General features: G+C 62.9%; 16 protein-coding genes. 6 read left to right on the forward strand and 10 right to left on the reverse strand.

Annotation, left to right across the window (positions count from 1 at the left end; translation table 11 throughout):
* Positions 1 to 28: 28 nt before the first annotated feature.
* From panF to aroQ, 5 genes are all read right to left on the reverse strand, one after another.
* A complete protein-coding gene (gene panF, locus FE240_RS04725) occupies positions 29 to 1,486 on the reverse strand; it encodes a sodium/pantothenate symporter (protein ID WP_193003579.1) in 1,458 nt (485 codons plus the stop codon).
* Positions 1,476 to 1,724: a YhdT family protein gene (locus FE240_RS04730; RefSeq protein ID WP_193003580.1), complete on the reverse strand. Its 249-nt coding sequence runs from the start codon at positions 1,722 to 1,724 to the stop codon at positions 1,476 to 1,478. The genes panF and FE240_RS04730 overlap by 11 nt, the downstream gene beginning before the upstream one ends.
* 84 nt (positions 1,725 to 1,808) lie before the next feature.
* The gene (gene accC / locus FE240_RS04735; RefSeq protein WP_193003581.1) at positions 1,809 to 3,149 is read right to left on the reverse strand and encodes an acetyl-CoA carboxylase biotin carboxylase subunit; all 1,341 of its coding nucleotides are present in this window, start codon (positions 3,147 to 3,149) and stop codon (positions 1,809 to 1,811) included.
* A gap of 10 nt (positions 3,150 to 3,159) precedes the next feature.
* Positions 3,160 to 3,618 carry an acetyl-CoA carboxylase biotin carboxyl carrier protein gene (gene accB, locus FE240_RS04740; RefSeq protein WP_193003582.1) on the reverse strand — a complete coding sequence of 153 codons (459 nt, stop codon included), beginning with the start codon at positions 3,616 to 3,618 and terminating at the stop codon, positions 3,160 to 3,162.
* A 36-nt stretch (positions 3,619 to 3,654) separates the two neighbouring features.
* Positions 3,655 to 4,104, reverse strand: coding sequence for a type II 3-dehydroquinate dehydratase (gene aroQ, locus FE240_RS04745; protein ID WP_193004450.1), 450 nt, complete (start codon positions 4,102 to 4,104; stop codon positions 3,655 to 3,657).
* Positions 4,105 to 4,362: 258 nt separating this feature from the next.
* Here aroQ and FE240_RS04750 point away from each other — a divergent pair, with 258 nt between their 5' ends.
* Positions 4,363 to 4,764 carry an META domain-containing protein gene (locus FE240_RS04750; RefSeq protein WP_042048242.1) on the forward strand — a complete coding sequence of 134 codons (402 nt, stop codon included), beginning with the start codon at positions 4,363 to 4,365 and terminating at the stop codon, positions 4,762 to 4,764.
* 105 nt (positions 4,765 to 4,869) lie between these two features.
* Here the strand turns inward: FE240_RS04750 and FE240_RS04755 are convergent, their stop codons facing one another.
* Both FE240_RS04755 and aceK read right to left on the reverse strand, forming a co-directional pair.
* Positions 4,870 to 7,731, reverse strand: a complete 2,862-nt coding sequence (locus tag FE240_RS04755; RefSeq protein ID WP_193003583.1) for an HD domain-containing phosphohydrolase — start codon at positions 7,729 to 7,731, stop codon at positions 4,870 to 4,872.
* A 60-nt stretch (positions 7,732 to 7,791) separates the two neighbouring features.
* Positions 7,792 to 9,519 carry a bifunctional isocitrate dehydrogenase kinase/phosphatase gene (gene aceK / locus FE240_RS04760; protein WP_193003584.1) on the reverse strand — a complete coding sequence of 576 codons (1,728 nt, stop codon included), beginning with the start codon at positions 9,517 to 9,519 and terminating at the stop codon, positions 7,792 to 7,794.
* Between the two features lie 118 nt (positions 9,520 to 9,637).
* Here aceK and FE240_RS04765 point away from each other — a divergent pair, with 118 nt between their 5' ends.
* From FE240_RS04765 to thrC, 4 genes are all read left to right on the forward strand, one after another.
* The gene (locus FE240_RS04765; RefSeq protein WP_193003585.1) at positions 9,638 to 10,327 is read left to right on the forward strand and encodes a tRNA/rRNA methyltransferase; all 690 of its coding nucleotides are present in this window, start codon (positions 9,638 to 9,640) and stop codon (positions 10,325 to 10,327) included.
* A gap of 225 nt (positions 10,328 to 10,552) precedes the next feature.
* Entirely contained in the window at positions 10,553 to 13,012 is a 2,460-nt protein-coding gene (gene thrA / locus FE240_RS04770) for a bifunctional aspartate kinase/homoserine dehydrogenase I (RefSeq protein WP_193003586.1), read from the forward strand.
* Positions 13,013 to 13,014: 2 nt separating this feature from the next.
* Positions 13,015 to 13,995, forward strand: a complete 981-nt coding sequence (thrB, locus tag FE240_RS04775; protein ID WP_042048236.1) for a homoserine kinase — start codon at positions 13,015 to 13,017, stop codon at positions 13,993 to 13,995.
* Positions 13,992 to 15,266, forward strand: coding sequence for a threonine synthase (gene thrC, locus FE240_RS04780; RefSeq protein ID WP_193003587.1), 1,275 nt, complete (start codon positions 13,992 to 13,994; stop codon positions 15,264 to 15,266). The genes thrB and thrC overlap by 4 nt, the downstream gene beginning before the upstream one ends.
* A gap of 181 nt (positions 15,267 to 15,447) precedes the next feature.
* Here thrC and FE240_RS04785 read toward each other — a convergent pair whose 3' ends face one another.
* A complete protein-coding gene (locus FE240_RS04785) occupies positions 15,448 to 16,284 on the reverse strand; it encodes a DMT family transporter (RefSeq protein WP_042046538.1) in 837 nt (278 codons plus the stop codon).
* A gap of 91 nt (positions 16,285 to 16,375) precedes the next feature.
* Here FE240_RS04785 and FE240_RS04790 point away from each other — a divergent pair, with 91 nt between their 5' ends.
* A complete protein-coding gene (locus tag FE240_RS04790) occupies positions 16,376 to 16,876 on the forward strand; it encodes a MarR family winged helix-turn-helix transcriptional regulator (protein ID WP_193003588.1) in 501 nt (166 codons plus the stop codon).
* On the opposite strand, the gene FE240_RS04795 is transcribed toward FE240_RS04790, so the two are convergent.
* Both FE240_RS04795 and FE240_RS04800 read right to left on the reverse strand, forming a co-directional pair.
* The gene (locus tag FE240_RS04795) at positions 16,877 to 20,065 is read right to left on the reverse strand and encodes an ATP-binding protein (protein ID WP_193003589.1); all 3,189 of its coding nucleotides are present in this window, start codon (positions 20,063 to 20,065) and stop codon (positions 16,877 to 16,879) included.
* A 166-nt stretch (positions 20,066 to 20,231) separates the two neighbouring features.
* The gene (locus tag FE240_RS04800; RefSeq protein ID WP_226798994.1) at positions 20,232 to 22,280 is read right to left on the reverse strand and encodes a TonB-dependent siderophore receptor; all 2,049 of its coding nucleotides are present in this window, start codon (positions 22,278 to 22,280) and stop codon (positions 20,232 to 20,234) included.
* Between the last annotated feature and the right edge of the window lie 140 nt (positions 22,281 to 22,420).

The following is a 22,420-nucleotide window of genomic DNA, read 5'->3' on the forward strand; positions in this document are numbered from 1 at the left end:
TTTGGGGATAACCTTTCCTGAACGGAAATCAATCCTGCTCAAACAGCCGAGCCACCTCGCTATCCGGCGGCGGAGTCAGCAGGCTGGTCAGCACGAAACAGACCAGTCCCAACAGCAGGCTGGGCACGATGGCATGGGTTCCCCACAGTGACAGCTTGAACTGGCTGAGCAGGCCATAGCAGAGCGCCCCTGCGAGCATGCAGGACAGCGCCCCGGCGCCGTTGGCCCGTGGCCAGTAGAGGCCGAGCACCAGCGGCCAGAGGAACACCGCTTGCAACCCGCCGAAGGCGAGCAGATTGAGCCAGATGATCATCTCGGGGGGCTTGAGGGCGGCGATGAGCACCAAACTCCCGAGGATCAGGGTGCACAGGAGCGACAGGCGCGGCACCTGCACCACCATCTTCTCTTCACTCGGACGCACATAGTTGAGCCACAGATCCTTGACCAGGGTGGCCGAGGCCTGAATGAGCTGGGAGTCGATGGTCGACATGATGGCGGCCATGGGGGCGGCGAGAAAAACGCCGGCGAGCCAGGGGGGCAGCACCTGCATCATCAGGGCCGGCATGATCTTGTCCGGACTGTCCATGCCGGGCAGGATGGCGCGCCCCAGGGCGCCGGCCAGGTGCATCCCGAACATGAGAAACGCGCTCACCACGGTGCCGATGAGGATGGCGCGATGCAGTGCTCTGCTGTCACGATAACCGAAGCAGCGCACCGCCGAGTGGGGGAGGCCGATGACCCCGAGGCACACCAGCACCCAGAAGCTCAGCATGAAGGGCTGGCTCAGCATGTCACCGGCGCCGCTTGGGGTGACCAGCTTGGGATCGATCTCGCGCAGCTCGTGGATGAGCTGGGGCAGGCCGTCGCCGGCCACCAGAATGCCACCGAGCAGGGCGGCGGTGCCGATCACCATGATGACCCCCTGCAAGGCATCGGTCATCACCACGGCGCGAAAGCCGCCGACCACGGTATAGAGCAGCACGCAGCCAGCAAACAGGAACAAGCCCTGCTGGTAAGAAAGACCGGTGGCGGTTTCGAGCAGGCGCGCCCCACCGATGAACTGCACTACCATGGTGGCGATGAAGGCGAGCACGATGGTGAGCGAGCCGACGATCACTACAGCGCGCGAGCGATAGCGGGCCCACAGCATGTCGTTGATGGTCACCGCATTGACCCGGCGGGCGATGATAGCGAACTTCTTACCAAGCACTCCCAGGGTTAGCCAGACAGTGGGCAGTTGGATCATCGCCAGCAGCACCCAACCGAGCCCCACCTTGTAGGCGGCGCCGGGGCCGCCGATGAACGACGAGGCCGAGGTGTAGGTGGCCACCAGGGTCATGGCCAGCACCAGCCCACCCATGCTGCGGTTACCGATGAAGTACTCGTTCATGAAGTTGCCGCCGCGGCGGTGGCGGCTGGCCCAAAAGCCGACCGCCAGCACCAGCACCAGATAGATGAAGAGGGGGATGAGCAGCTCAGGATTCATGGGGCGACTCCCGCTCATCGAGCGGCACAGGCACAAACAGAAAGCGCAGCATGGCGGCGCACAGCATGATGAACAGCAGCGGCATCACCATGCAGCTTTGTAGAAACCACAGGGGGATACCCTCCCATTCGGCCTCGGGCGGGATGAAGTAGGCGCTGGCATACCAGGCGATGAAGTAGAGCAGGGTCAGGGCGAGACAGAGCACGGCCTCCCTGCGGGCAAGGGTAAAGCGGTTCACCTTGGCCTCCATGAAAAACGAGGCGAAGAAGGATAACAAAAAAGGGCCATGTCGCCATGGCCCTTTTTTTGGTGCAAGGATCGCTTAGAGTCCGAGCTTCTTGTGCAGGTAGTGGATGTTGGTACCACCGTGCTGGAAGTTTTCGTCCTTCATGATCTCTTTTTGCAGCGGCACGTTGGTCTTGATCCCCTCGACCACCAGCTCGTCGAGCGCTTGGCGCATGCGGGAGATGGCAACGTCACGGTTCTCGCCAAAGCAAATCAGCTTACCGATCATCGAATCGTAGTAAGGGGGCACCTTGTAGCCCGCATAAATGTGGGAGTCCCAGCGCACGCCCAGACCACCCGGCGCGTGGAAGCGCTGGATGAGACCCGGTGAGGGCAGGAAGGTGGCCGGATCTTCGGCATTGATCCGGCACTCGATGGCGTGGCCACGGATGCGGATGTCCTGCTGGGTGATCGAAAGGGGCTGGCCGGCGGCGATGCGCAGCTGCTCCTTGATGAGATCGACGCCGGTGATCTGCTCGGTCACCGGGTGCTCGACCTGGATCCGGGTGTTCATCTCGATGAAGTAGAACTCGCCGTTCTCATAGAGGAACTCGAAGGTACCGGCACCGCGGTAGCCGATCTCGATACAAGCGCGCACGCAGCGCTCGCCGATGTTGCGGCGCATCTCTTCGGTGATGCCGGGAGCCGGTGCTTCTTCGACCACCTTCTGGTGGCGACGCTGCATGGAGCAGTCGCGCTCACCCAGATAGAGGGCGTTGCCCTGGCCGTCAGCCAGCACCTGGATCTCGATGTGGCGCGGGTTCTCCAGGTACTTCTCCATGTAGACCATGTCGTTTTTGAAGAACTGGCCTGCCTCGGATTTGGTCAGGGCGATGGCGCCTGCCAACTCGGCTTCGCTGCGCACCACGCGCATGCCGCGACCACCACCGCCACCGGCGGCCTTGATGATCACCGGATAGCCGATGCGCTTGGCGATGGCGGCGTTACGCTTGGCATCGTTGTCGACCGGGCCGTCGGAACCCGGAACGCAGGGCACGCCCGCCTTCTTCATCGCTTCGATGGCGGAGACCTTGTCGCCCATCAGGCGGATGGTCTCGGCGCGCGGGCCGATGAAGATGAAACCCGATTGCTCCACCATATCGGCAAAGTCGGCGTTCTCGGAGAGAAAGCCATAACCGGGGTGGATGGCCACGGCACCGGTCACTTCGGCGGCGGCGATGATGGCCGGAATGTTCAGGTAGGAGTCGGTACTGGCCGGCTTGCCGATACAGATCGACTCGTCCGCCAGCAGCACGTGCTTGAGCTCGCGGTCGGCCGTGGAGTGGACGGCCACGGTCTTGATGCCGAGCTCCTTGCAGGCGCGCAGGATGCGCAGGGCGATTTCACCCCGGTTGGCGATGACTACTTTATCCAGCATGTGACGCCCCTTACTCGATGATGAACAGCGGTTCGTCAAACTCCACGGCTTGGCCGTTTTCGATCAAGATGGCCTTGATCACGCCGGACTTGTCGGATTCGATCTGGTTCATCATCTTCATGGCTTCGACGATGCACAGGGTGTCACCGACGTTGACCTGCTGGCCCACTTCCACGAACGACTTGGACTCCGGGCTGGAGGAGCGGTAGAAGGTGCCGACCATGGGGGAGCGAACCAGGTGGCCACTCGGCACGGCGTCGGCGGCCGGCGCCGCTGCGGTGCTGGTGGCGGCCGGTGCGGCGGCGACCGGTGCGGCCATCTGCGGCATGACCATTTGCGGCGCGGCGCTCACCTGACCGGCGAAGTTGCGGCTGATGCGCACGGACTCCTCACCTTCGGAGATCTCCAGTTCAGCGATGCCGGACTCTTCAACCAGTTCAATCAGTTTCTTGATCTTGCGGATATCCATTAGCATTCTCTTTCTTCTTTTGTCTGTGCGTGAAGATTATGCGGCGCGCAAGTGACGCACGGCCGCGGTTAAGGCAAAGTGGTAGCCATCGGCTCCCAACCCGCAGATGACGCCCTTGGCGACATCACTGAGATAGGAGTGGTGGCGAAAGGGCTCCCGTGCATGAACGTTGGACAGGTGCACCTCGATAAAGGGAATGGCGACCCCCAGCAGCGCATCACGGATGGCGACGCTGGTGTGGGTGAAAGCGGCCGGGTTGATGATGATAAAATCCACCTGACCCATGGCCTGATGAATGCGCTCGATGAGCTCGCCTTCAACATTGGATTGCAGATGATCCAGCGCAACCCCCAACTCATCGGCCTGTTGCTCAAGACGGGCGACGATGTCGGCCAAGGTCTGGCTGCCATAGATACCCGGCTCCCGCTGACCCAGCAGGTTGAGGTTTGGGCCATTGAGCACCAGGATTCGGTGTTGTTGCGCCATATTGCGGTCATCCTCGACGATATTGCTGCTATCTTCGTGCTTCATTGCGGTGAAGATGCAATCTAGTCATTTTTTGTTCGAGCGAGTGTGCCCGGGCACACAGATTTCGCAATTATATTGATTTCGTGAAAAATCACAGCATTTTACTGGTCTAATCTCTATATCTGGCTGTTTTTTGCTCGTTTCTGCCGGTTTGACTTCTGCGCCGCTGGCGGTCTAAATGGGCCCCATCAATCCGTTCACACTGTGAGGAAAGCGATGAAAAACCGTTTGATGCTGCTGGCCGCGCTGGCCCTGGGAGGATGTGCAATGAACGCAGACAACAGCCTGGAACAGTTCAAGTCCCAGCAATGGCAACTCAGTGGCGCTGCGGGCGACACCTTCACCCTACAGGTCAATGGGGATCGGGTCTCCGGTAAGGGCGGCTGCAACCGCTACTTCGGTGCCATCAAGAGCCTGGACGCGCAGGAGCTGACTCTGGGGGCGATCGGTGCCACCCGCATGATGTGCATGGAAGGGGATCTGGCCGAGCGTGAGAGCGAGTTCTTCCGCCAGCTCGATCAGGTGCGTGGCTACGCCATCAGCGGCCAGCAGTTGCAGCTCAAGGATGGGGCTGGCAGCGTGCTGATGACCCTGGACGACAAGGGCCCGGCCAACTGATTTCACCGGGTTTGGACGTCGTGTAGCAGGGCCGCCTTTCGGGGCGGCCCTGCTTTTTTATGCGCCAATTTGCTGCGCTTCCCGACCATTTTTGTCGCTACACCGTCACAATCCGGCTAATAGGGCCACCTCATTCACCTCGTCGCACTGTGCAGGAGAGAGGTGCCGCTGGCCATAGTCGCGCCAAATGCCGCTACTGACAAACAGGGCAAACAGGGTCGGATCGAAATGGCCGCCCTCGGTCATCTTGCGCATGATGGCGAGCGCCTCGCCGAGCCGCTTGGGGCGCTTGTAAGGGCGGTCACTGGCGGTGAGCGCCTCAAACACATCGGCGATGGCGATAATGCGGGCGCACAGGTGGGTCTGCTCACCCGTCAGCCCCGCAGGGTAGCCCTTGCCGTCGGCCCGCTCGTGATGGCCCCCCACCATCAGTGGTACCTCGGCCAGATGATGGGGGAAGGGGAGCGCCTCCAGCATGCGAATGGTCTGGATGATGTGCTCGTTGATCTTGTAGCGCTCCTCAGGGGTCAGGGTGCCACGGCTCACCGTCAGGTTGTGCAGCTCCCCTTGATCGTACAGACACTTAGGCGGGCGCAGGGTAAAGCGAGGATCCGTAGGGGGAGGCGCCGCATGGGGAATGCGCTGCTCGGGGCGATCGCTGAGCAGTGGCTCGCAGGCGGGCAGTGGCTCTGTACCTGCGGGCAGGCGGGCCAGCTCTTGGTCAGAAAGGCCAAGACGTAGGCTAAGGGTGCGCAGCCAGGTGCGCTTACCAATGGCTCGCACCCTCGCCTGATCGTCCTCGCACATGAATTCGTTGCCGAGGTTACAGCGCGCCACGAAGGCGAACTCCTCATCCAGCTCGCGCCACTGGGGGGCCACGGCTGCGCGGGTGGCGGCTTGCTCATCTGAGGGGAGGCGCTCATCGAGCGTTGCAATCAGCGCGTCTCGTTTTAGCACCTCGAAGCGGGTGCGGATCTCGTGGATGCGGTTGTAGGGGGTCTCGAGCTTGGTCGCCTTGTCCACCACAAACTCAGGGGTCGCTATCTTGCCGCAGTCATGTAGCCAGCTGGCGAGCTCAATGGCTTCCCATTGATCCGGGCCGGGCGTAAAGCCGGCCAGCTCCCCCTCCTGGCTGGCGCTGGCGCAGCGGGCCAGTTGCAGGGCCAGCTCAGGCACCCGGCGGCAGTGGCCTCCTGTGTGGGGGCTCTTGGCATCGATGGTGCCGGCCAGCAATCTGACCATGGCATCGAGTAGCCCCTTCTGTTCGTGCAGCAGGCGCTGGGTCAGTACCGCCGAGGCGGCGCTGCCGGAGCAGGCGCGCAGCAGCGCCAGATGGCCGTTACGGCGCGTCGGCGCCATGGCGGGCAGCACGAACAACATGAATCCCTCCAACCGCCCCCCGTGATCCTTAAGCGGCTCGATGGCCACCCCGGCACCGGGCGGGCGTTCCCCGAAAAAAGAGAGGGGGCGCCACAGCGAATCGTCGAGATCACTCCAGTGCGGGTGACCTTCCAGCGGCCGGGCAAACAGCGGGTGGCGCTCCAATGAGAGCGGCGTCGTCATGGGGGGTAGCTCGCGGCCGTGCCAGCAGGTGGCGGCCAAGGTAAAGGCGTCCCCCTCCCTGAGTAATATCGCCCCCCCTTCGGCCTGCAAGGCCAGGTTCGTCTCAACCAGCATCCCTTGCAGTAGGGGCCGCAGATCCTGCTTTGCCACTAGGCTCTCACCTATGTTGATGAAATTGCGCAGGGCGCCGCGCATCCTCCTGATGGCTTGCACCAGAGCGTGGAACTCGCTCACCGGTGCTTCGGGCAGTGGCCGCTCGTCGAGCTCAAAGGCGCCGATACGCCCTATCTCTTGGGTCAGTTGGTGCAGGGGGCGGCTCATGCGCTGGGTCATCCACCCGATGAGGGGGATGGCCGGTGCAAAGCAGAGCAGCAGTGACAAGGTGAACTGGCGCGCCTTGGTCACCGCTCGTTGGTGTAGCAGGTCGGCCGGCACGGCGTAGAGCAGCTCGAGATCGGGATGCGAGCCCTCATCGAGGTGGCGGATCTGCCACTGCTCGCCCTTTGGCAGGGTCAGGGTAAAGCCATGGAGGTCGTGGCGATCAAGGTCAGATGAGCGAGCTTGGGTGAGCGCGTTCAGCAGCGGGTGGGAGAGATCCGTCAGCAGAGGGGCGGCCTCTTTGTTGTCTCCAAGCAGCGCAGGATCGCCATGGATCAGGCGGCGGCTATGGCGGTCGATGACCAGCAGGTAGCCCTCAAGGGCGCCTATCTGCTGCACCATAGCGTCACGAATATCGGTGAGAGCGGCGGTGACTCCGAACACGCTGCGGTGGTTACTGGCGGCCTGCAAGGTCGCGATCACCGGGGGCTCTCCCGACCAGAGTGACATCAGGGGTAATTGTACGGTGTGGTTACTGGTTAAGGCTTGTTCGAACTGGGCCTGCTCTAGGTGAGCCGGCAGTGCCACGTCGTGGTGGCTGCGTTGCAGGGGGGCGCCATCTTCACCAAGCAGGATGAGCCGCTCTTGCTGACTGGCGGCATCAAACTGACGCACCTGCCAGCGCACGTCGGCATCGGGTTGGTGGGTCAGCATCAGTTGGTCGCCATTGTCGAAGCGGGCGAAGACGCTGCTGCTGGCCCCGCTGCGCGGGAGCAGCTCCATCAGTTGCGGCAAGAAACGCTCACGATCGGGCCAGTTGGCCGCCTCCTGCAACTTTGATTGCGCCATCAGTCGCAGTTGGGCGGTTATCAGGTTTTGGTTGGCGGTGACCCGCAGCCGCAGCATTCGGGTCAGGTTGTCGAACTGATGCTCTTGATCCGCCAGGCTCTGGGCCATCGTCTCACGGTAGGTCTGGCTGGCCAGCACCAGTGCCACCACCAAGACCACCAGACTCATGGCGAGTGCGATGAAAAGAGGAAATGAGAGGCGCTGTGGCTGGCGCGCGCGCGTTAGCTGCGTGTTCATGGGGCTCCCCCGGCAGACAGGCAGGAGCCGCGTTGCTCCCGGTGGGAGTGTAACAGGGTCTTAATTCCCTCTTTGATACGTGAATCGCTTTTTGCGCCGGTAGGGGAAGACATCTTCGATGTGGCCAGCCTGGATGCGTGCCTGCTGCGCTTGCCAGAAGCTTGCCTCGAACATCTCGTGGTGCTGCGACAGCATGATCTCGCGCACCAGGGGCTTTTGCAGCAGGAAGGTGGCGAACTCCTCGGGGAAGATGTCGTTCGGGGCGACCGAGTACCAGGGCTCGGCGCTCCACTCATCTTCCGGGTAGCGCGGCGGCGGGATCTGGCGGAAGTTGCACTCGGTCATGTAGCAGATCTCGTCGTAGTCGTAGAAGACCACCCGGCCGTGGCGAGTCACGCCGAAGTTTTTAAACAGCATGTCGCCGGGGAAGATGTTGGCGGCGGCCAACTGCTTGATGGCGTTGCCGTACTCCTCCAGCGCATGGCGAGTCTGCTGCTCGTCGGCTTGCTCCAGATAGAGATTGAGCGGGATCATCTTGCGCTCGGTGTAGAGGTGCTTGATGACCAGCTTGTCGGCGCTGAGGGTGAGCGCCGAGGGGGCGACGCGCTTGAGTTCGTCCAGCAGCTCCTGGCTGATGCGATCGAGGGGGAACTCGAAGTTAGTGAACTCCTGGGTGTCGGCCATGCGGCCGACCCGATCGTGCTGTTTGACCAGCCGGTACTTCTCTTTCACCTGCTCGTGGCTCACCTCCTTGGGCGGGGTGAACTCGTCTTTGATCACCTTGAACACCACGTCGTAGGAGGGGAGGGTGAACACGCTCATCACCATCCCCTTGATGCCGGGGGCGATGACGAACTGATCGCGGCTCTGGGCCAGATGGTGCAGGTAGTGGCGATAGAGCTCGGTCTTGCCGTGCTTCTGGCAGCCGATGGCGTTGTAGAGCTCGTAGTCGGCCTTGTTGGGGAGGATCTGGCGCAAGAAGGCCACATAGAGCGCCGGGGCCGGGGCATAGACCATGAAGTAGGCGCGGGCGAAGCCGAAGATAATCGAGGCGAGATCGTGCTCGAAGATCACGGTGTCGACCACGATCGCCTCGCCGCTGTTGAGCAGCGGCAGCAGGAAGGGGAACACCTTATCCCCGCAGCGGATCAGCCCCACCAAATAGGCCGCCTTGTTGCGATAGAACACCTCTTTGAGCATCTCCAGGACGAAGGGGCCTTGGCGCAGCTCGGCCGGGCCGCTCTCGGCCAGGTGGCGGCAGATGTCGGCGATGTCGCGCCGGGCATCCTCATAGGGGAGGGTGAAGGCGTAGTCGGCGAGGAGCCGGTCGAGGGCATGGGGCAGGGTGGCCGCATCGGCCGAATAACGGCGGATGAGGGGGGCGAGATCCGGCTGCTCACCGCGCGAGAGGAAACGGTGAATGTAGAGGTTTTCGCTGCGGATATTGCGGTGGCGGAAGATGCGCCGATAGACCGAATTGAAAAAAGACTCAGCCACCTCGAAATTCTCGCAGCGCGGCAGCAAATCGCTAAAGGCGCTCTTGACCCGTTTGAGCAGCGCCTGGTTGACGTGGTGCTCGCCCATCATGGTGCGCACGGTTGCGGCCGTGGCGCCGACGTGGTGATCGTAGAGGCGGATACGCTCGCGCCCGGCTATCTGCACGCCGAGCCAGTCGCTGTGCTCAAAGCGGCTCTTGGCGCCGCGGGTTATCTCGAGAAACCGGCTGTAGAAGGCCTCGAAGCGCTGCAATATGGTCTGAGCCAGCGCCTGCTCCAGCGATGTTTTCATGGTTCACCTTCCCTGTGAATGTCGGGTCACTATGGCAAGCTTCAAACGGCTGTTCAAGTGGCATTTCCCGCTCGAAAACGGTAGATTTCGCCCCCTGTTTGCCCGAGAGGAATCGTCCATGAAGCTCTATTTCGTGCTGGTGTCGCCGGCCCGCCCCGAGAATGTCGGCGCTGCCGCCCGTGCCATCAAGACCATGGGGTTCGACGCCATGCGTATCGTGGCAAGCCAGGCCCATCAGCAGGAGCAGGCCGGCTGGGTCGCCCACGGCGCCCAGGAGCTGCTGGCTTCGGCCGAATCGTTCGATACCCTGGAGGCGGCGCTGGCCGACGTGGACTTGGCCGTCGCCACCACGGCGCGTCAGCGCGGCCGCTACCAGCACTACCTGACCCCGGCCGAGGCGCGCGAGCAGATTGCCGCTAAGCACCTGCAAAAGGTGGCCATCGTGTTTGGCTGCGAGGAGTCGGGGCTCTCCAACGAGCAGTTGAGCCATTGTGACCTCATCAGCTACCTGCCGCTGCGGGTCAGTTACCCTTCGCTCAACCTCGGTCAGGCGATCATGCTGTACGCCTGGGAGCTGAGTCCGTTGCTCGATGCCCCGGCCGCACCAGCAGAAATGGCGGTGAGCGAGGCCCAGGTCAGGGTGCTGAAAGACAAATCGGCGCAATTGCTCGGTGAACTTGGCGTTTCACAGGATGAAAAACTGCATCAATGGGTGATGGATCGGGTGCCTATGCTGCCGCAGCGGGATCTGAACATGCTGCATTTGCTGTACAAAGACTTACTGCGTCGGCTTGGGGCGAAAGATTGAGTTGACAGTATCAGGTACGGCGAGGTATTGCTAAATACAGTTCAAATTTAGAGATTTCGTCCATGTCCCCGTTCCCGCGTACCATTACCACCATTACTACCGGTACCACCACAGGTGGCGCTGGGGTCGGCTGATACGCGAACGAAACAGGTTCACAAATCACGAAAAGGCCCGTACCACCCAGTACGGGCCTTTTTGTTAAGCAATTTACAGGGAGAGAAACAGATGCGTGTGATGAAGTTTGGTGGATCCAGTCTGGCGGATCCGGAGCGTTTTCTGCGGGCCGCCGAGATCGTCATGAACACCCACCGACAGTCCCAGGTTGCCCTGGTGCTGTCGGCCCCGGCCAAGGTCACTAATCATCTGGTTGCGCTGGTCGAGCAGACCAGCCGTGGTATGGATGGCCATCAAACCCTCGCCGAGATCCGCGCCATCTTCGAGCGGGTACTGAGTGGTTTGAAAGAGGCCTGCCCCGCCTTTGATGAGGTCGCTCTCAAGGCGCGTCTGGACGAGGAGCTCGGCACTGTCGAGCGTCTGGCAGGCGGCATCAGCCAGCTCGGTCAGTGCCCCGATAACGTGCAGGCGCGCATCTTAAGCCGTGGCGAGAACCTCTCCATCGCCTTCATGACCGCCCTGTTGCAGGCGCGCGGCATCGAAACCGGCTTCATCTGCCCCGAGCAGATGCTGGTGACCGACGGCAATTTCCTCGAAGCCCACGTCAATATCGAGGCCTCGCGCGAGCGCTTTGCCGCCGCCCCTCTCGATCACCAGCGCTTCTATCTGATGCCGGGCTTCACGGGTGGCAACGAGAAGGGCGAAACCGTGCTGCTGGGGCGCAACGGCTCTGACTACTCCGCCGCCGTGCTGGCCGCCTGCGTCGATGCCGAGTGCTGCGAGATCTGGACCGACGTGGATGGCTGCTACAGCTGCGATCCGCGCCTGGTGCCGGATGCCTATCTGCTCAAAACCCTCTCCTACAAAGAGGCGATGGAGCTCTCTTATTTCGGCGCCAAGGTGCTGCACCCGAAAACCGTCGCCCCGGTGGCTCAGTTCCAGATCCCCTGCCTCATCAAGAACACCTTCAACCCGCAAGGCCCCGGCACCCTGATCGGCCCTGAGAGCGGCGATGACGACCTCAAGGTCAAGGCCATCTCGGATCTGGCCGGCATGTGCATGTTCAACGTCTCCGGCCCCGGCATGAAGGGCATGGTGGGGATGGCCGGGCGTATCTTCACCGCCGTTTCGCGCGCCGGGGTGAGCATTGTGCTCATCACCCAGTCATCGAGCGAATACAGCGTCAGCTTCTGTATCCACAGCTATGACGAGCAGAAGACTCGCAAGGTGATCGAGCGCGAGTTCGCGCTGGAGTTCAAAAACCAGCTGCTCGACCCGCTTGAGGTGGTGAGCGATCTGGCCATCATCTCGCTGATCGGTGACGGCATGCGCACGGCCAAGGGGATGGCGGCCCGCTTCTTTACCTCCTTGGCTCAGGCCTCTATCAACATCGTCGCCATCGCCCAGGGCTCGAGCGAGCGCTCCATCTCGGCGGTGGTGCGTGCCGGCAAGGTGGCCGAGGCCATCAAGGCGTGCCACCAGAACTTCTTCGGCAGCCAGCAGTTCATCGATCTGTTCATGGTCGGTGTGGGCGGCGTCGGCGAGGCGCTGGTCGAGCAGATCCGCCGTCAGCAGCCGGTGCTGGCCGAGCAGGGCATCGGCCTGCGCGTGGTGGCACTGGCTAACAGCCGCCAGATGGTGAGCTGCCCCGACGGTCTGAAACTCGACAACTGGAAGGCGCTGCTGGCCGAGGGACGCGAGAGCTTCACCCTGGAGTCGGTCAAGCGGCTGGTGGCCGAGAGCCACATCATCAACCCGGTGATCGTCGATTGCACCTCCAGTGAGGATATCGCGGCCCAATACGCTGACTTCCTGGCCGCTGGTTTCCACGTGGTGACCCCGAACAAGAAGGCCAACACCAGCTCGATGAGCTACTACCGCGCCCTGCGCCGCACCGCCTTGCAGACCCGCCGCAAGTTCCTCTACGAGACCAACGTGGGCGCGGGCCTGCCGGTCATCGAGAACCTGCAAAACCTCATCAAGGCCGGCGATCGCCTGCGCGCCTTCGACGGCATCCTGTCGGGCTCGCTCTCGTTTATCTTCGGCAAGCTCGACGAGGGGATGGCCTTTAGCGAGGCGACCAAGGTGGCCCGCGGCAACGGCTTCACCGAGCCGGACCCGCGCGATGACTTAAGCGGCATGGACGTGGCGCGCAAGCTGCTGATCCTGGCCCGTGAGGCCGGCATGCCGCTGGAGCTTTCTGATGTGGAGGTCGAGCAGGCCCTGCCGCCCGGCTTTGACGCCAGCGGTGACGTCGAGGCCTTCATGGCCCGCCTGCCCGAGGCCGACGCCTGGTTCCGCGATCAGTTCGCGCTGGCGCAAAAAGAGGGCAAGGTGCTGCGCTACGTGGGCTCCATCGAGGGCGGCAAGTGCAAGGTCGCCATCAAGGCGGTTGGGCCGGATGAGCCGCTATTCAAGGTCAAGGATGGGGAGAACGCGCTCGCCTTCTTCTCCAGCTACTACCAGCCGATCCCCCTGGTGCTGCGCGGCTATGGCGCTGGCACCGAGGTGACCGCCGCCGGGGTGTTTGCCGACATCCTGCGCACCCAAAACTGGCAACAGGAGGTATGAGCATGAGTGCTGACATGTGCCAGGGTGGCAGCGTGGTGGCCTATGCCCCGGCATCCAGTGCCAATTTGAGCGTCGGTTTTGACGTGTTGGGGGCGGCGCTCGCCCCCATCGACGGCTCGCTGCTCGGCGATCGGGTGCTGGTGGAGGCCGCTGAGCAGCCGTTTGCCCTCGCCGCCGTGGGCCGTTATGCCCACAAACTGCCGGATGATCCGAAAAAGAACATTCTCTATGACTGCTGGGTGGCTTATGGTGAGGCGCTGGAAAAGCGCGGCCTGACCCTCAAGCCCCTGCGCATGGTGCTGGAGAAGAACCTGCCGGTGGGCTCTGGGCTTGGCTCAAGCGCCTGTAGCGTGGTGGCCGCGCTCGAGGGGCTCAACGCCTTTCACGGCGCCCCGCTCGATGAGCACGACTTGCTGCTGCTGATGGGGGAGATGGAGGGGCGCATCTCAGGTGGAGTGCACTACGACAACGTGGCCCCCTGCTATCTCGGTGGACTGCAACTTATCGTGGAAGAGGCGGGCATCATCAGTCAGGGGATCCCGACCTTCGAGCAGTGGTACTGGGTGGTCTGCTACCCCGGCACCGTGGTGTCGACCGCAGCGGCGCGCGCCATCTTGCCGGCCCAGTATCGCCGCCAGGAGTGCCTCACTTATGGCCGCCGGTTGGCCGCCTTTGTGCACGCCAGCTACACCGGCCAGGAGCCCTTGGCCGCCAGCGTGCTCAAGGACGTGATTGCCGAGCCGTATCGCGCCGCCCTCATCGAGGGGTTTCACGAGGTGCGCGAGCACGCCGCCCAGAACGGGGCGCTGGCGACCGGCATCTCCGGCTCCGGCCCCACCGTATTTTCGGTGCTCAAAGATGCCACCCAGGCCGAACGTCTCAAGGCGTGGCTGGAAGCGAATTTCGTCAAGAATGAAGATGGTTTTGCCCGGGTCTGCAAACTCGACCTGCAAGGGGCCCGGATCACAGGAAGCGAGCTATGAATCTTTACAATATCAAGGACAAGAGTGAACAGGTGAGTTTTGCCCAGGCGGTGCGCCAAGGGCTGGGGCGCGAGCAGGGGCTGTTCTTCCCCGAGACGATCGACCCGCTGCCGGATGTCGACGCCCTGCTCGAGCTGCCGCTGCGCGAGCGCTCCATCCGCCTGCTCGGCCACCTGCTGGGGGACGAGGTGAGCGAAGCCACCCTGCGCACCATGATTGAGGCCGCCTTCACCTTCCCGGCACCGCTGGCCAAGGTGAGTGAGCGCATCCACGCCCTCGAGCTGTTCCACGGCCCGACTCTGGCGTTCAAGGACTTCGGTGGCCGCTTCATGGCCCAATGTCTGGCTGCCTTCAGAACCAACGACAAGATCACCATCCTCACCGCCACCTCGGGCGACACCGGCGCCGCCGTGGCCCACGCCTTCTATGGGCTGGAAGGCATCGAGGTTGTGATCCTCTATCCCAAGGGCAAGATCAGCCCCTTGCAGGAAAAACTCTTCTGCACCCTCGGCGGCAACATCCGCACCATCGCCATCGAAGGGGACTTCGACGCCTGTCAGGCCCTGGTCAAGCAGGCCTTTGACGACGAAGAGCTGAAAACCACCATCGGCCTCAACTCGGCCAACTCCATCAACATCAGCCGCCTGCTGGCCCAGGTCTGCTACTACTTCGAGGCCATCGCCCAGTTGCCCAAGGCCGAGCGCGCCAACGCCGTGGTGAGCGTGCCGTCCGGCAACTTCGGCAACCTCACCGCCGGCCTGATTGCCAAGGCGCTGGGGCTGCCGGTGAAGCGCTTTATCGCCGCCACCAACGCCAACGACACCGTGCCCCGTTACCTCAAGACCGGGGTGTGGGAGCCGCACCAGACGGTGGCGACCCTGTCGAATGCCATGGACGTGAGCCGCCCCAACAACTGGCCGCGGGTGGAAGAGCTGTGCCGCCGCATGGGCTGGGCGCTGGAGACCCTGGGCTCGGCCATGCGCAGCGACGAGCAGACGGTTGATGCCCTCAAGCGCCTCTACGCCGAGGGGTATCTGTGCGAGCCGCACGGGGCGATCGCCTGGGATGCGCTGCAAAGCGAGCTGGCCGCTGACGAAGTGGGGGTGTTCCTGTGCACCGCCCACCCGGCCAAGTTCAAAGAGAGCGTGGACGAGATCCTCGGCCTCGACGTACCGCTGCCGGGGCCGCTGGCCAAACACGCCGAGCTGCCGCTGCTCTCCCACACCCTGCCGGCAGAGTTTGCCCGGCTGCGGGCTTTCCTGATGGACTAAGCCTTTGTTCCTAGCGCTGGCTAGCTGATAGAAATAAAAAATCCCCCGTCTTTTAAAAAAACGGGGGATTTTTGTTTTAGGGAGGAGTCATGTGATAACTAGACCTGTACAGAGGCAGTTCAAAAAGTGAGGGGTGATTTATCACAATGGAGCGGTGCGCTCGCTTGGAGGGATAAGGAAGTTAGGCGGCGCGCCGTTTAAGCGGCAGCTTCATCAGCAGCAGCGAGAGCAGGATCAGCGCGATGCCGCCCCATTGCAGGGGGCCGAGGGTTTCGCCGACCAGCAGCACGCCGAGGCTCACCGCCACCACGGGGTTGGTCAGGGCCAGCATGCTCATCACCTGGGCGCCGAGGCGGCGCAGCCCCCACAGCCAAGCCCAGTAGGCGAGCGCCGTGTTGACCAGCACCAGATAGCTGAGGCCCGGCAGGGCGTGGGCGCTCGGTAGCGGCATGGGGCCGGCCAGGGTCCAAGCGATGGGGATGAGCATCAGCCCTCCCAGCAGCAACTGCCAGCCGGTGAGGGTGAGCAAGTCACCGAGCGGCCAGCGCTGCATCCAGCGCGCTGAGATGCCGATCAGCAGGGCGGCGGCGAGGGCGCAGGCCACGCCGATCGGGTCCAATCGGGCCGAGGGGTTGAGCAGCAGCAAGACGCCGGCGAGCCCGAGCAGTGCCAGCAGCACCCAGCGCAGGGATGGGCGGCTGCCATCGAGCAGCCAGGCGAGCAGCAGCAAGATCAGCGGCAAGGTGGCGCCAAGGGTGCCCGCCACCGCTCCCGGCAGGCGATAGGCGCCGAGAAACAGCAGGGCGAAGAAGGCGGCGATGTTGCAAAAGGCCAGCAGCAAGAGCCTGCCCCAGCCGAGTTCGGGCAGGCGCGGGCGCAGCAGTAGCAGTAGCAGCCCTGCCGGTAGAGCGCGCCAGCAGGCGACCCAGTACGGTGAGAGCCCGTCTAGGCTCAGGCTCACCAGGGCATAGGTGCTGCCCCAGGTGAGCGGTGCGATGAGGGCGATGAGATAGGCCACAGGTTTCTTTCCTTTAAGTATCTTGATGTAAAGCTAATCTAGAGGGGAGTTGCTTTATCATCAAGTATCTTTTCATAAAGACAAATTCATCATGAACCACGAACAATCCGATGAGCGGGATCATGTCGATGCCCTGCTGGCCCAGTGGGCCCGCGAGCGGCCGGATCTCGACTGCTGGCCCATGGCCATCTTTGGCCGGGTGGCGCGCATGGCGGCCCTGGCCGGGCGCGATATTGACGAGGGGATCAAGGAGCAGGGGCTGGCCAGCGGCGAGTTCGACGTGCTCGCCACCTTGCGCCGCGCCGGCGAACCGCTGACGCCCACGGCGCTTTATCAGAGCACCATGCTCACCTCGGGCGCCATGACGGCGCGCCTCGACAAGCTCGAGCGCCAGGGGTGGATCGCCCGCCAGCCCTCTCCTTGCGATCGACGCAGCCTGCTGGTGGCGCTCACCGACGAGGGGCGCGCGGTGATCGACAAGGCGGTGGCGGCCCATGTGCACAACGAGTGGCGCCTGCTCGCCCCCCTGAGCGAGGCCGAGCAGCGCCAGCTGGCCGACTTGCTGCGGCGCTGGCTGCGGGCCTACGAGTAATCAGCCGAACTGGCGTTCGAGCTGGGCCTTCAGGCGGGCGAGCGAGATGGGCTTGAACAGGCACTCGTCCATGCCTGCTTCCAGGCAGCGCTCGCGCTCCTCGGCCATGGCGTGGGCGGTATAACCCCAGATGGGCGTGGTGACGCCGCGGCTTCGCAGCTCGCGGGTGAGGGCAAAGCCGTCCATCTCCGGCATCTGGCAGTCGGTGACGATCAGCTGTACGGGCTCGCGTGCCAGTTTCTCTAGCGCCTCGGCGGCGCTGGTGCAGAGAATGGCCTCGTGCCCCAGATGCTTGAGCTGCTGGCGCAGCAAGATGAGGTTTGGGGTGTGATCGTCCACCACCAGCAGCCGCAGCCCGTGCACGGCGCCCGCCTGCTGGGGGCGTGGCGGCAGCGCCGGGCTATCGGCCATCGGCAGCGGCAGGGTGAGACTGGCACGGGTGCCCACGCCGGGCGTGCTCTCTAGCTGCAACTCCCCACCCATCAGCTCGCACAGTTGGCGGGCGATGTTAAGACCAAGCCCGGTTCCCGGTACATGGCGCGCGGCGCCGCCCCGGTAGAAGGGGGTGGAAAGGTGCGCCAGATGCTCGGGGGCGATGCCGCTGCCACTGTCGCTGACACAGAGGGCGAGGTGGGTCGGGTCGCCGGGGCTCAGGGTCAGCGTCACCTCGACGCCCCCCGCCTTGGTGAACTTGATGGCGTTGCTGAGCAGGTTGGTGACAATCTGGCGCAGCCGTTGCCCGTCAGCCATGACCCAGAGCGGCGGCTCAGGGGCGGTGGTGTTTAAAGAGAGGCTGATGCCCTTACGGCTGGCCTCGGTCTGGAACAAGGTGATCAGAGAGCTAATCTGGGCCACCGGATCACAGCGGGTCGGGTGCAGCGCTATCTGTCCTGCCTCTATGGTCGAGATGTCGAGGATATCCCCGAGCAGGGCTTGCAGGCTGTGGGCTGCGTCAGAGGCCAAGTTCAAATAATCGCGATCGGCCTTTCCCCCATCGTGCATGGCCAGTTCCAGCACCCCGAGCAGGGCATTCATGGGGGTGCGGATCTCGTGGCTCATGGTGGCGAGGAAGTGGCTCTTGGCCTGGTTGGCCGCATCGGCCTGCTGCTTGGCGGCGATGAGTTCGGTCTCAAGGCGCTTACGTTCGCTGATATCAATCCAACCGTTGATAACCCCACTTAAGTGTTTGTCGTGATCAAAATAGGGCACGGTCCAGTGATAGACCTGTTGCTCTCTGCCGTTGGGGCCCCGGAACAGCCGATCGCGGAAGATGCCACGGCGGCATTGCAACACGGTGGCAAAGTCGGCTTCTAGCTCGTTGACGGCTTGTTCGTCGAGGGTATTGCCGAGGGTAGCGGCAAACTCGCGGCCGGTGATCTGCGAGCGCTCCTTGCCCATGAAATCGAGATAGCGCTGATTGCAGCGCAGCACATGGCCGGCCTTGTCCCGCACCATGATGGGGTGGGGGAGTGACTCGATCAGTGCCTCGATAAAGCGCAGATGCTCCTTGAGCTGGTTTTGCTGGTGCTGCTGGCTCTGGGCCAGCCGGCGCAGCAGGCGGTTGCGATAGAGCAGCAACAAGATGGCGGCCGCGAGCACGAGCAGCAGCAGAGTCAGCGCGTGCTGATGGCGCTCTAGCAAACTCGGTTGGGGGATCTTCTGGCGCTGCCAGTTGTGGTTGAGCAGCGCCAGCTCGTTGGGTGGCATGGCGCGCAGGGTCTTGTTGATGATCTGCAACAGGCGCAGACGGCTTGGTGCCGCCGCCATGCCCATGTTGAGGGGCTCGTCACTGGCCCTGGCCTGGATTTGCAGTTGCGATTTGCTCCCTTCCCCCAATCCGTGGCGGGCGAAATAGAGGGGCACGATGGCGTGATCCACCTCGCCAGATGCCACCCAGGCCATGGCTTGCTGCGGTGTGTCGGCATAGTGCAGCTCGCTGCCGGTCAGCCGGTGGCGCAGCGGGTTGTAGCGGCTCAGAGCTACCCGCTCGCCGACCAGTAAACTTAACCGCTGTGCCGGACGCTCCGGTTTGCCGACGATCACATAGATGTCGCTCGACGAGTAGGGGAGGGAGGGGAGCAGATTGAACTCTTGTGCCACCTCGCGGGAGATGGCACCGATCAGATCCACCTTGCCACTGTCCATGGCACGCACCAGCTTGACCTCGGAGTCGTAGCGCACGAACTCGAAGCGCAAACCGCTGCGCCGGCTGATGTTCTCGAGCAGATCGACCGTCATGCCGATGCGCTCACCATCCTGATCGCGCAGCCCGTAGGGGTAGAGATCCTCCATCAACCAGACCTTTATCGGCGGCGCTTGGGCTATCCACGCTTGCTCATCGGCGCTGTAGATCTGCACCTCATCGCTATGGCCGTGAGGTCGGGGGCCGCTCCAGTTGCTGAAGATGAGGTGGCGGGTCTGCTCGTCGAGCAGCTCCAGCGTTTGATCGAGCAGGCTGGTTAGCTCTTCATCACTGGCTCGGGTGACGAAACGAAAGCCACGGTTGGTGAGGCCGGGATAGGCATCACCCAGTGGTTGCAGCTTGTCGAAGCGGGCACTGCCAAGGTAGTAGGTCGAGTGAAGATCGCACAGCAGCAGATCGCTTTGGCCGAAATAGAGGGCGTCGAGGGCCTGCTGGTTGTCGGGGTAGAGGTGCAGCGTCCAGTTCGGGTAGTAGTGGGAGAAGCTCTCAACGTCGACCCGTCCCTGTACGGCGGCCACTTTCTGGGGCTTGGCGAGCGGGAGTGTGGTCAGTGGATGGCTGGCGAAGAAGCTGGCGTTGTTGCTGAAGTAGCGGGCGCTCAGGCGTAATCCCTGACGAGCTTCGCCGCGCAGCAGCCGGTTGCCGAGGTGATAGATGTCGATATCTCCCCGGCGCAGCGCCGCAAGTGCCGCCTCCTGATTGGCATAGCGGTGCAGTTCCAGCGTGCGGTTCAGCGCCCCTCCAAGCAGGCCGAGGTAGTCGGCGGTGATCCCTTCAAGGCGGCGATCCGGCGTCACTATGGTAAAGGGGCGATAGGCGCTCTCAAGCAGGCCGACTCGCAGGCGACCACCTCGCTCGATCCACTGACGGGCAGAGGGCGTCTCTCCATGCAGTTCGGGCATGACATAGGCGCGGTTATCGAGGGTCAGGGCGCAGGCCGATAGGGTCGTGAACAGCAGGAGCAGTGGCAGCAGGGGTCGCAACATAGAACATCATCGGAATGGTGATGCCTTTATTCTATCCCAGAGAGGGCGTGAAACCGCGTGACCATATCAAAGTCGGCCCTCGTTCGGTGGGAAAGTGCGCACTGAAGGGGAAGAAAGGGCGCACTTTCCCCGCCCGGAATGTGAGTTGGGGGCGCTGCCCCCTGACTCAGAACTGACGGGTGACCCCCAGATAGACCCGGCGCCCCTCGCCCGGGAAGTGGCCGGTGCGGTCGATAAAGCCGCTCACCGCGTACTCCTTGTCAAACAGATTCTTCACGTTGAGCTGCACCTCCCATGCCTGCCATTGGGTCTGCCAGGCGGCGTCGAAGACGCTGTAGGGTTTGACCTTCTGGCCGCTTTGGTTGAGCTGGTCGCTCACGTAATCCATGCCAAGCGAGACGGCGGAGTTGATGAGCGGCAGATCATAGCGGGTCCATGCCCCGAACTGCTGGTGGGGGGCATTGGCAAAGCGCTGGCCGACCGCGCCACTCATCCCCTCATAGGCTTGCTTGATGCGGGTGTCGTTGTAGGCATAGGAGAGGTTCATCACCCAGTGCTCGGCGATGTCCCCCATCAGATCTACCTCGACCCCTTTGCTCAGCACCTTGCCATAGGCCACCATGCGGTCGGTGTCGTTGGGGTCAGTTTGCAGCACGTTTTGTTTGACGATGCGGTAGGTGGCCAGGTTGAGGTTGATGGCATCATCAAACCAGTAGCTGCGCACCCCCCCTTCCCACAGGTTGCTCTTTTGCGGATCGAAAGGGCCCCCCTTGCTGCTGGCCTGGCTGCCGGCATCCTGCGGCACATAGCCGGTCGACCAGAGGGCGTAGGGGCGTAGCTGCTGGCTCAACTCGTAGGTGGTGCCAAGGCGATAGCTCGGGGCGCTGCCACTGTCGCTGTCGCGGCGCAGGCTCACCCTGTCATCGATGCGATCCCGGTAGCCGTCGAGGCGCACGCCCCCCAGCACATCCCAGCGCGAGGTGAGTTCCCACTGATCCTGCACGAACAGGCCGTAGCGCTCCGAGGTGGTGTCGCTGGACTTGGCGAGGGACTGCTTATAGCTGGCACTGCTGCTGCCGTATTGAGGGTCGGTCAGGCTCAGCCCGCCCACCCCGTCTTTCTTGCGAGCCCGGTAGTAGAGGTAGTCTTGGTGGTAGCGGTAGTAGTCGGCCCCGGTCAGCAGGGTGTGGGCACCAAGCCGGGCGGTGAGGTGACCGGCCAGGGTCAGGCCGTCGTGCTGGTAGCTCTGGTTGCGAAACTCCCTGTCGACCCAGTCGTTGATCCCGTCGCCGTTGCTGTCTTTGAGCGCCGAGGGCTCGTGATAGGCCTGACGCTCCTCGTTGCGATAATAACGCCCGGCCAGCTCACCACTCAGGGTATCGCTGAAATCATGGCCGAGGCGTAGTTGGTAGACATCGGCCGAGAGACGTTGGTGATCGCTCGCTTCGTTGGCATTCCAGTCGATATCGGCCAGGAAGTTGCCATCGTCATCGGTCGGTACCCCGCGCAGCCGCGCCCCGCCGAGCGTCTGGTCGATGTGGGTGTACTGGGCGGTGAGGCGGGTGGCGTCGCTCATCTGCCAGCCGTAGCCGAGATCGATGATGCGGTTGCGGGTGTCGCTGTTCCAGCGTGACGGGTTCTCGTGATCCTGATAGAAACCGAGGCGATAGCTGTGCTCACCGGCTTCATCGAGGGGGCCGGTCATGTCGAGCTGGGTGCTGAGAAAGTCCTGATTACCACCGGTCACCTTGAGGCTGCGTCTGGCCTTGGCCGAAGGCTGCTTGGTCACGTAGTTGATGAGGCCGCCCGGCTCGCCGCTGCCAAACAGGGCACTGGATGGCCCTTTGAGCACCTGCACCTGCGCTATGTTGGCCAGTTGGGGGATGGCAAAACCGGCAAAGGGATCGCCGCGCAGCCCGTCGTAGCGGATCTCCTCCTGGCGAAAGCCACGAAAGGTGACTCCGGAGTAGGAGTACTGACTCACCCCGCTGATGGAGCGGTAGAGATCGGTCACCTGGCGGGCCGCCTGATCCTCGATCAGGGTCTGGTTGAGGATCTGTACCGACTGGGGGGTGCGGGCCAGCTCGGTATCGGTGCCGGTGGCCAGGTTGCTCTCGTCGACCCGGTAGTGGGTGCGGGCCCGGCCGAGCACGGTGAGGGTCTCATCGGCCACGGGGGATGCCGTGGTGGCTACCGAAGGGGATTCATTGGCCATGCCAAGCAACGGAGTTGTGCCAACGACTGCAATGCAAAATATTGATTTTGTTCTCATTTGTTGTTATCTGCGCGGAATGGGAGGGCAGATCCTAGATGAAAGCCATTCTCATCTCAATCGTTTAAATGATTTAAATTCTC

This window comes from Aeromonas simiae, assembly GCF_014892695.1.
Classification (GTDB): Bacteria; Pseudomonadota; Gammaproteobacteria; order Enterobacterales; family Aeromonadaceae; genus Aeromonas; species Aeromonas simiae.

Excerpts from the sequence above, each read along its gene's own strand:
- thrB (WP_042048236.1), top strand. The coding sequence starts at position 13,015 with ATGAGTGCTGACATGTGCCAGGGTGGCAGCGTGGTGGCCTATGCCCCG.
- FE240_RS04800 (WP_226798994.1), bottom strand. The coding sequence starts at position 22,280 with ATGGCCAATGAATCCCCTTCGGTAGCCACCACGGCATCCCCCGTGGCC.
- FE240_RS04750 (WP_042048242.1), top strand. The coding sequence starts at position 4,363 with ATGAAAAACCGTTTGATGCTGCTGGCCGCGCTGGCCCTGGGAGGATGT.
- thrC (WP_193003587.1), top strand. The coding sequence starts at position 13,992 with ATGAATCTTTACAATATCAAGGACAAGAGTGAACAGGTGAGTTTTGCC.
- accB (WP_193003582.1), bottom strand. The coding sequence starts at position 3,618 with ATGGATATCCGCAAGATCAAGAAACTGATTGAACTGGTTGAAGAGTCC.
- FE240_RS04755 (WP_193003583.1), bottom strand. The coding sequence starts at position 7,731 with ATGAACACGCAGCTAACGCGCGCGCGCCAGCCACAGCGCCTCTCATTT.
- FE240_RS04795 (WP_193003589.1), bottom strand. The coding sequence starts at position 20,065 with ATGTTGCGACCCCTGCTGCCACTGCTCCTGCTGTTCACGACCCTATCG.
- FE240_RS04790 (WP_193003588.1), top strand. The coding sequence starts at position 16,376 with ATGAACCACGAACAATCCGATGAGCGGGATCATGTCGATGCCCTGCTG.
- aroQ (WP_193004450.1), bottom strand. The coding sequence starts at position 4,104 with ATGGCGCAACAACACCGAATCCTGGTGCTCAATGGCCCAAACCTCAAC.
- aceK (WP_193003584.1), bottom strand. The coding sequence starts at position 9,519 with ATGAAAACATCGCTGGAGCAGGCGCTGGCTCAGACCATATTGCAGCGC.
- thrA (WP_193003586.1), top strand. The coding sequence starts at position 10,553 with ATGCGTGTGATGAAGTTTGGTGGATCCAGTCTGGCGGATCCGGAGCGT.
- panF (WP_193003579.1), bottom strand. The coding sequence starts at position 1,486 with ATGAATCCTGAGCTGCTCATCCCCCTCTTCATCTATCTGGTGCTGGTG.
- FE240_RS04765 (WP_193003585.1), top strand. The coding sequence starts at position 9,638 with ATGAAGCTCTATTTCGTGCTGGTGTCGCCGGCCCGCCCCGAGAATGTC.
- accC (WP_193003581.1), bottom strand. The coding sequence starts at position 3,149 with ATGCTGGATAAAGTAGTCATCGCCAACCGGGGTGAAATCGCCCTGCGC.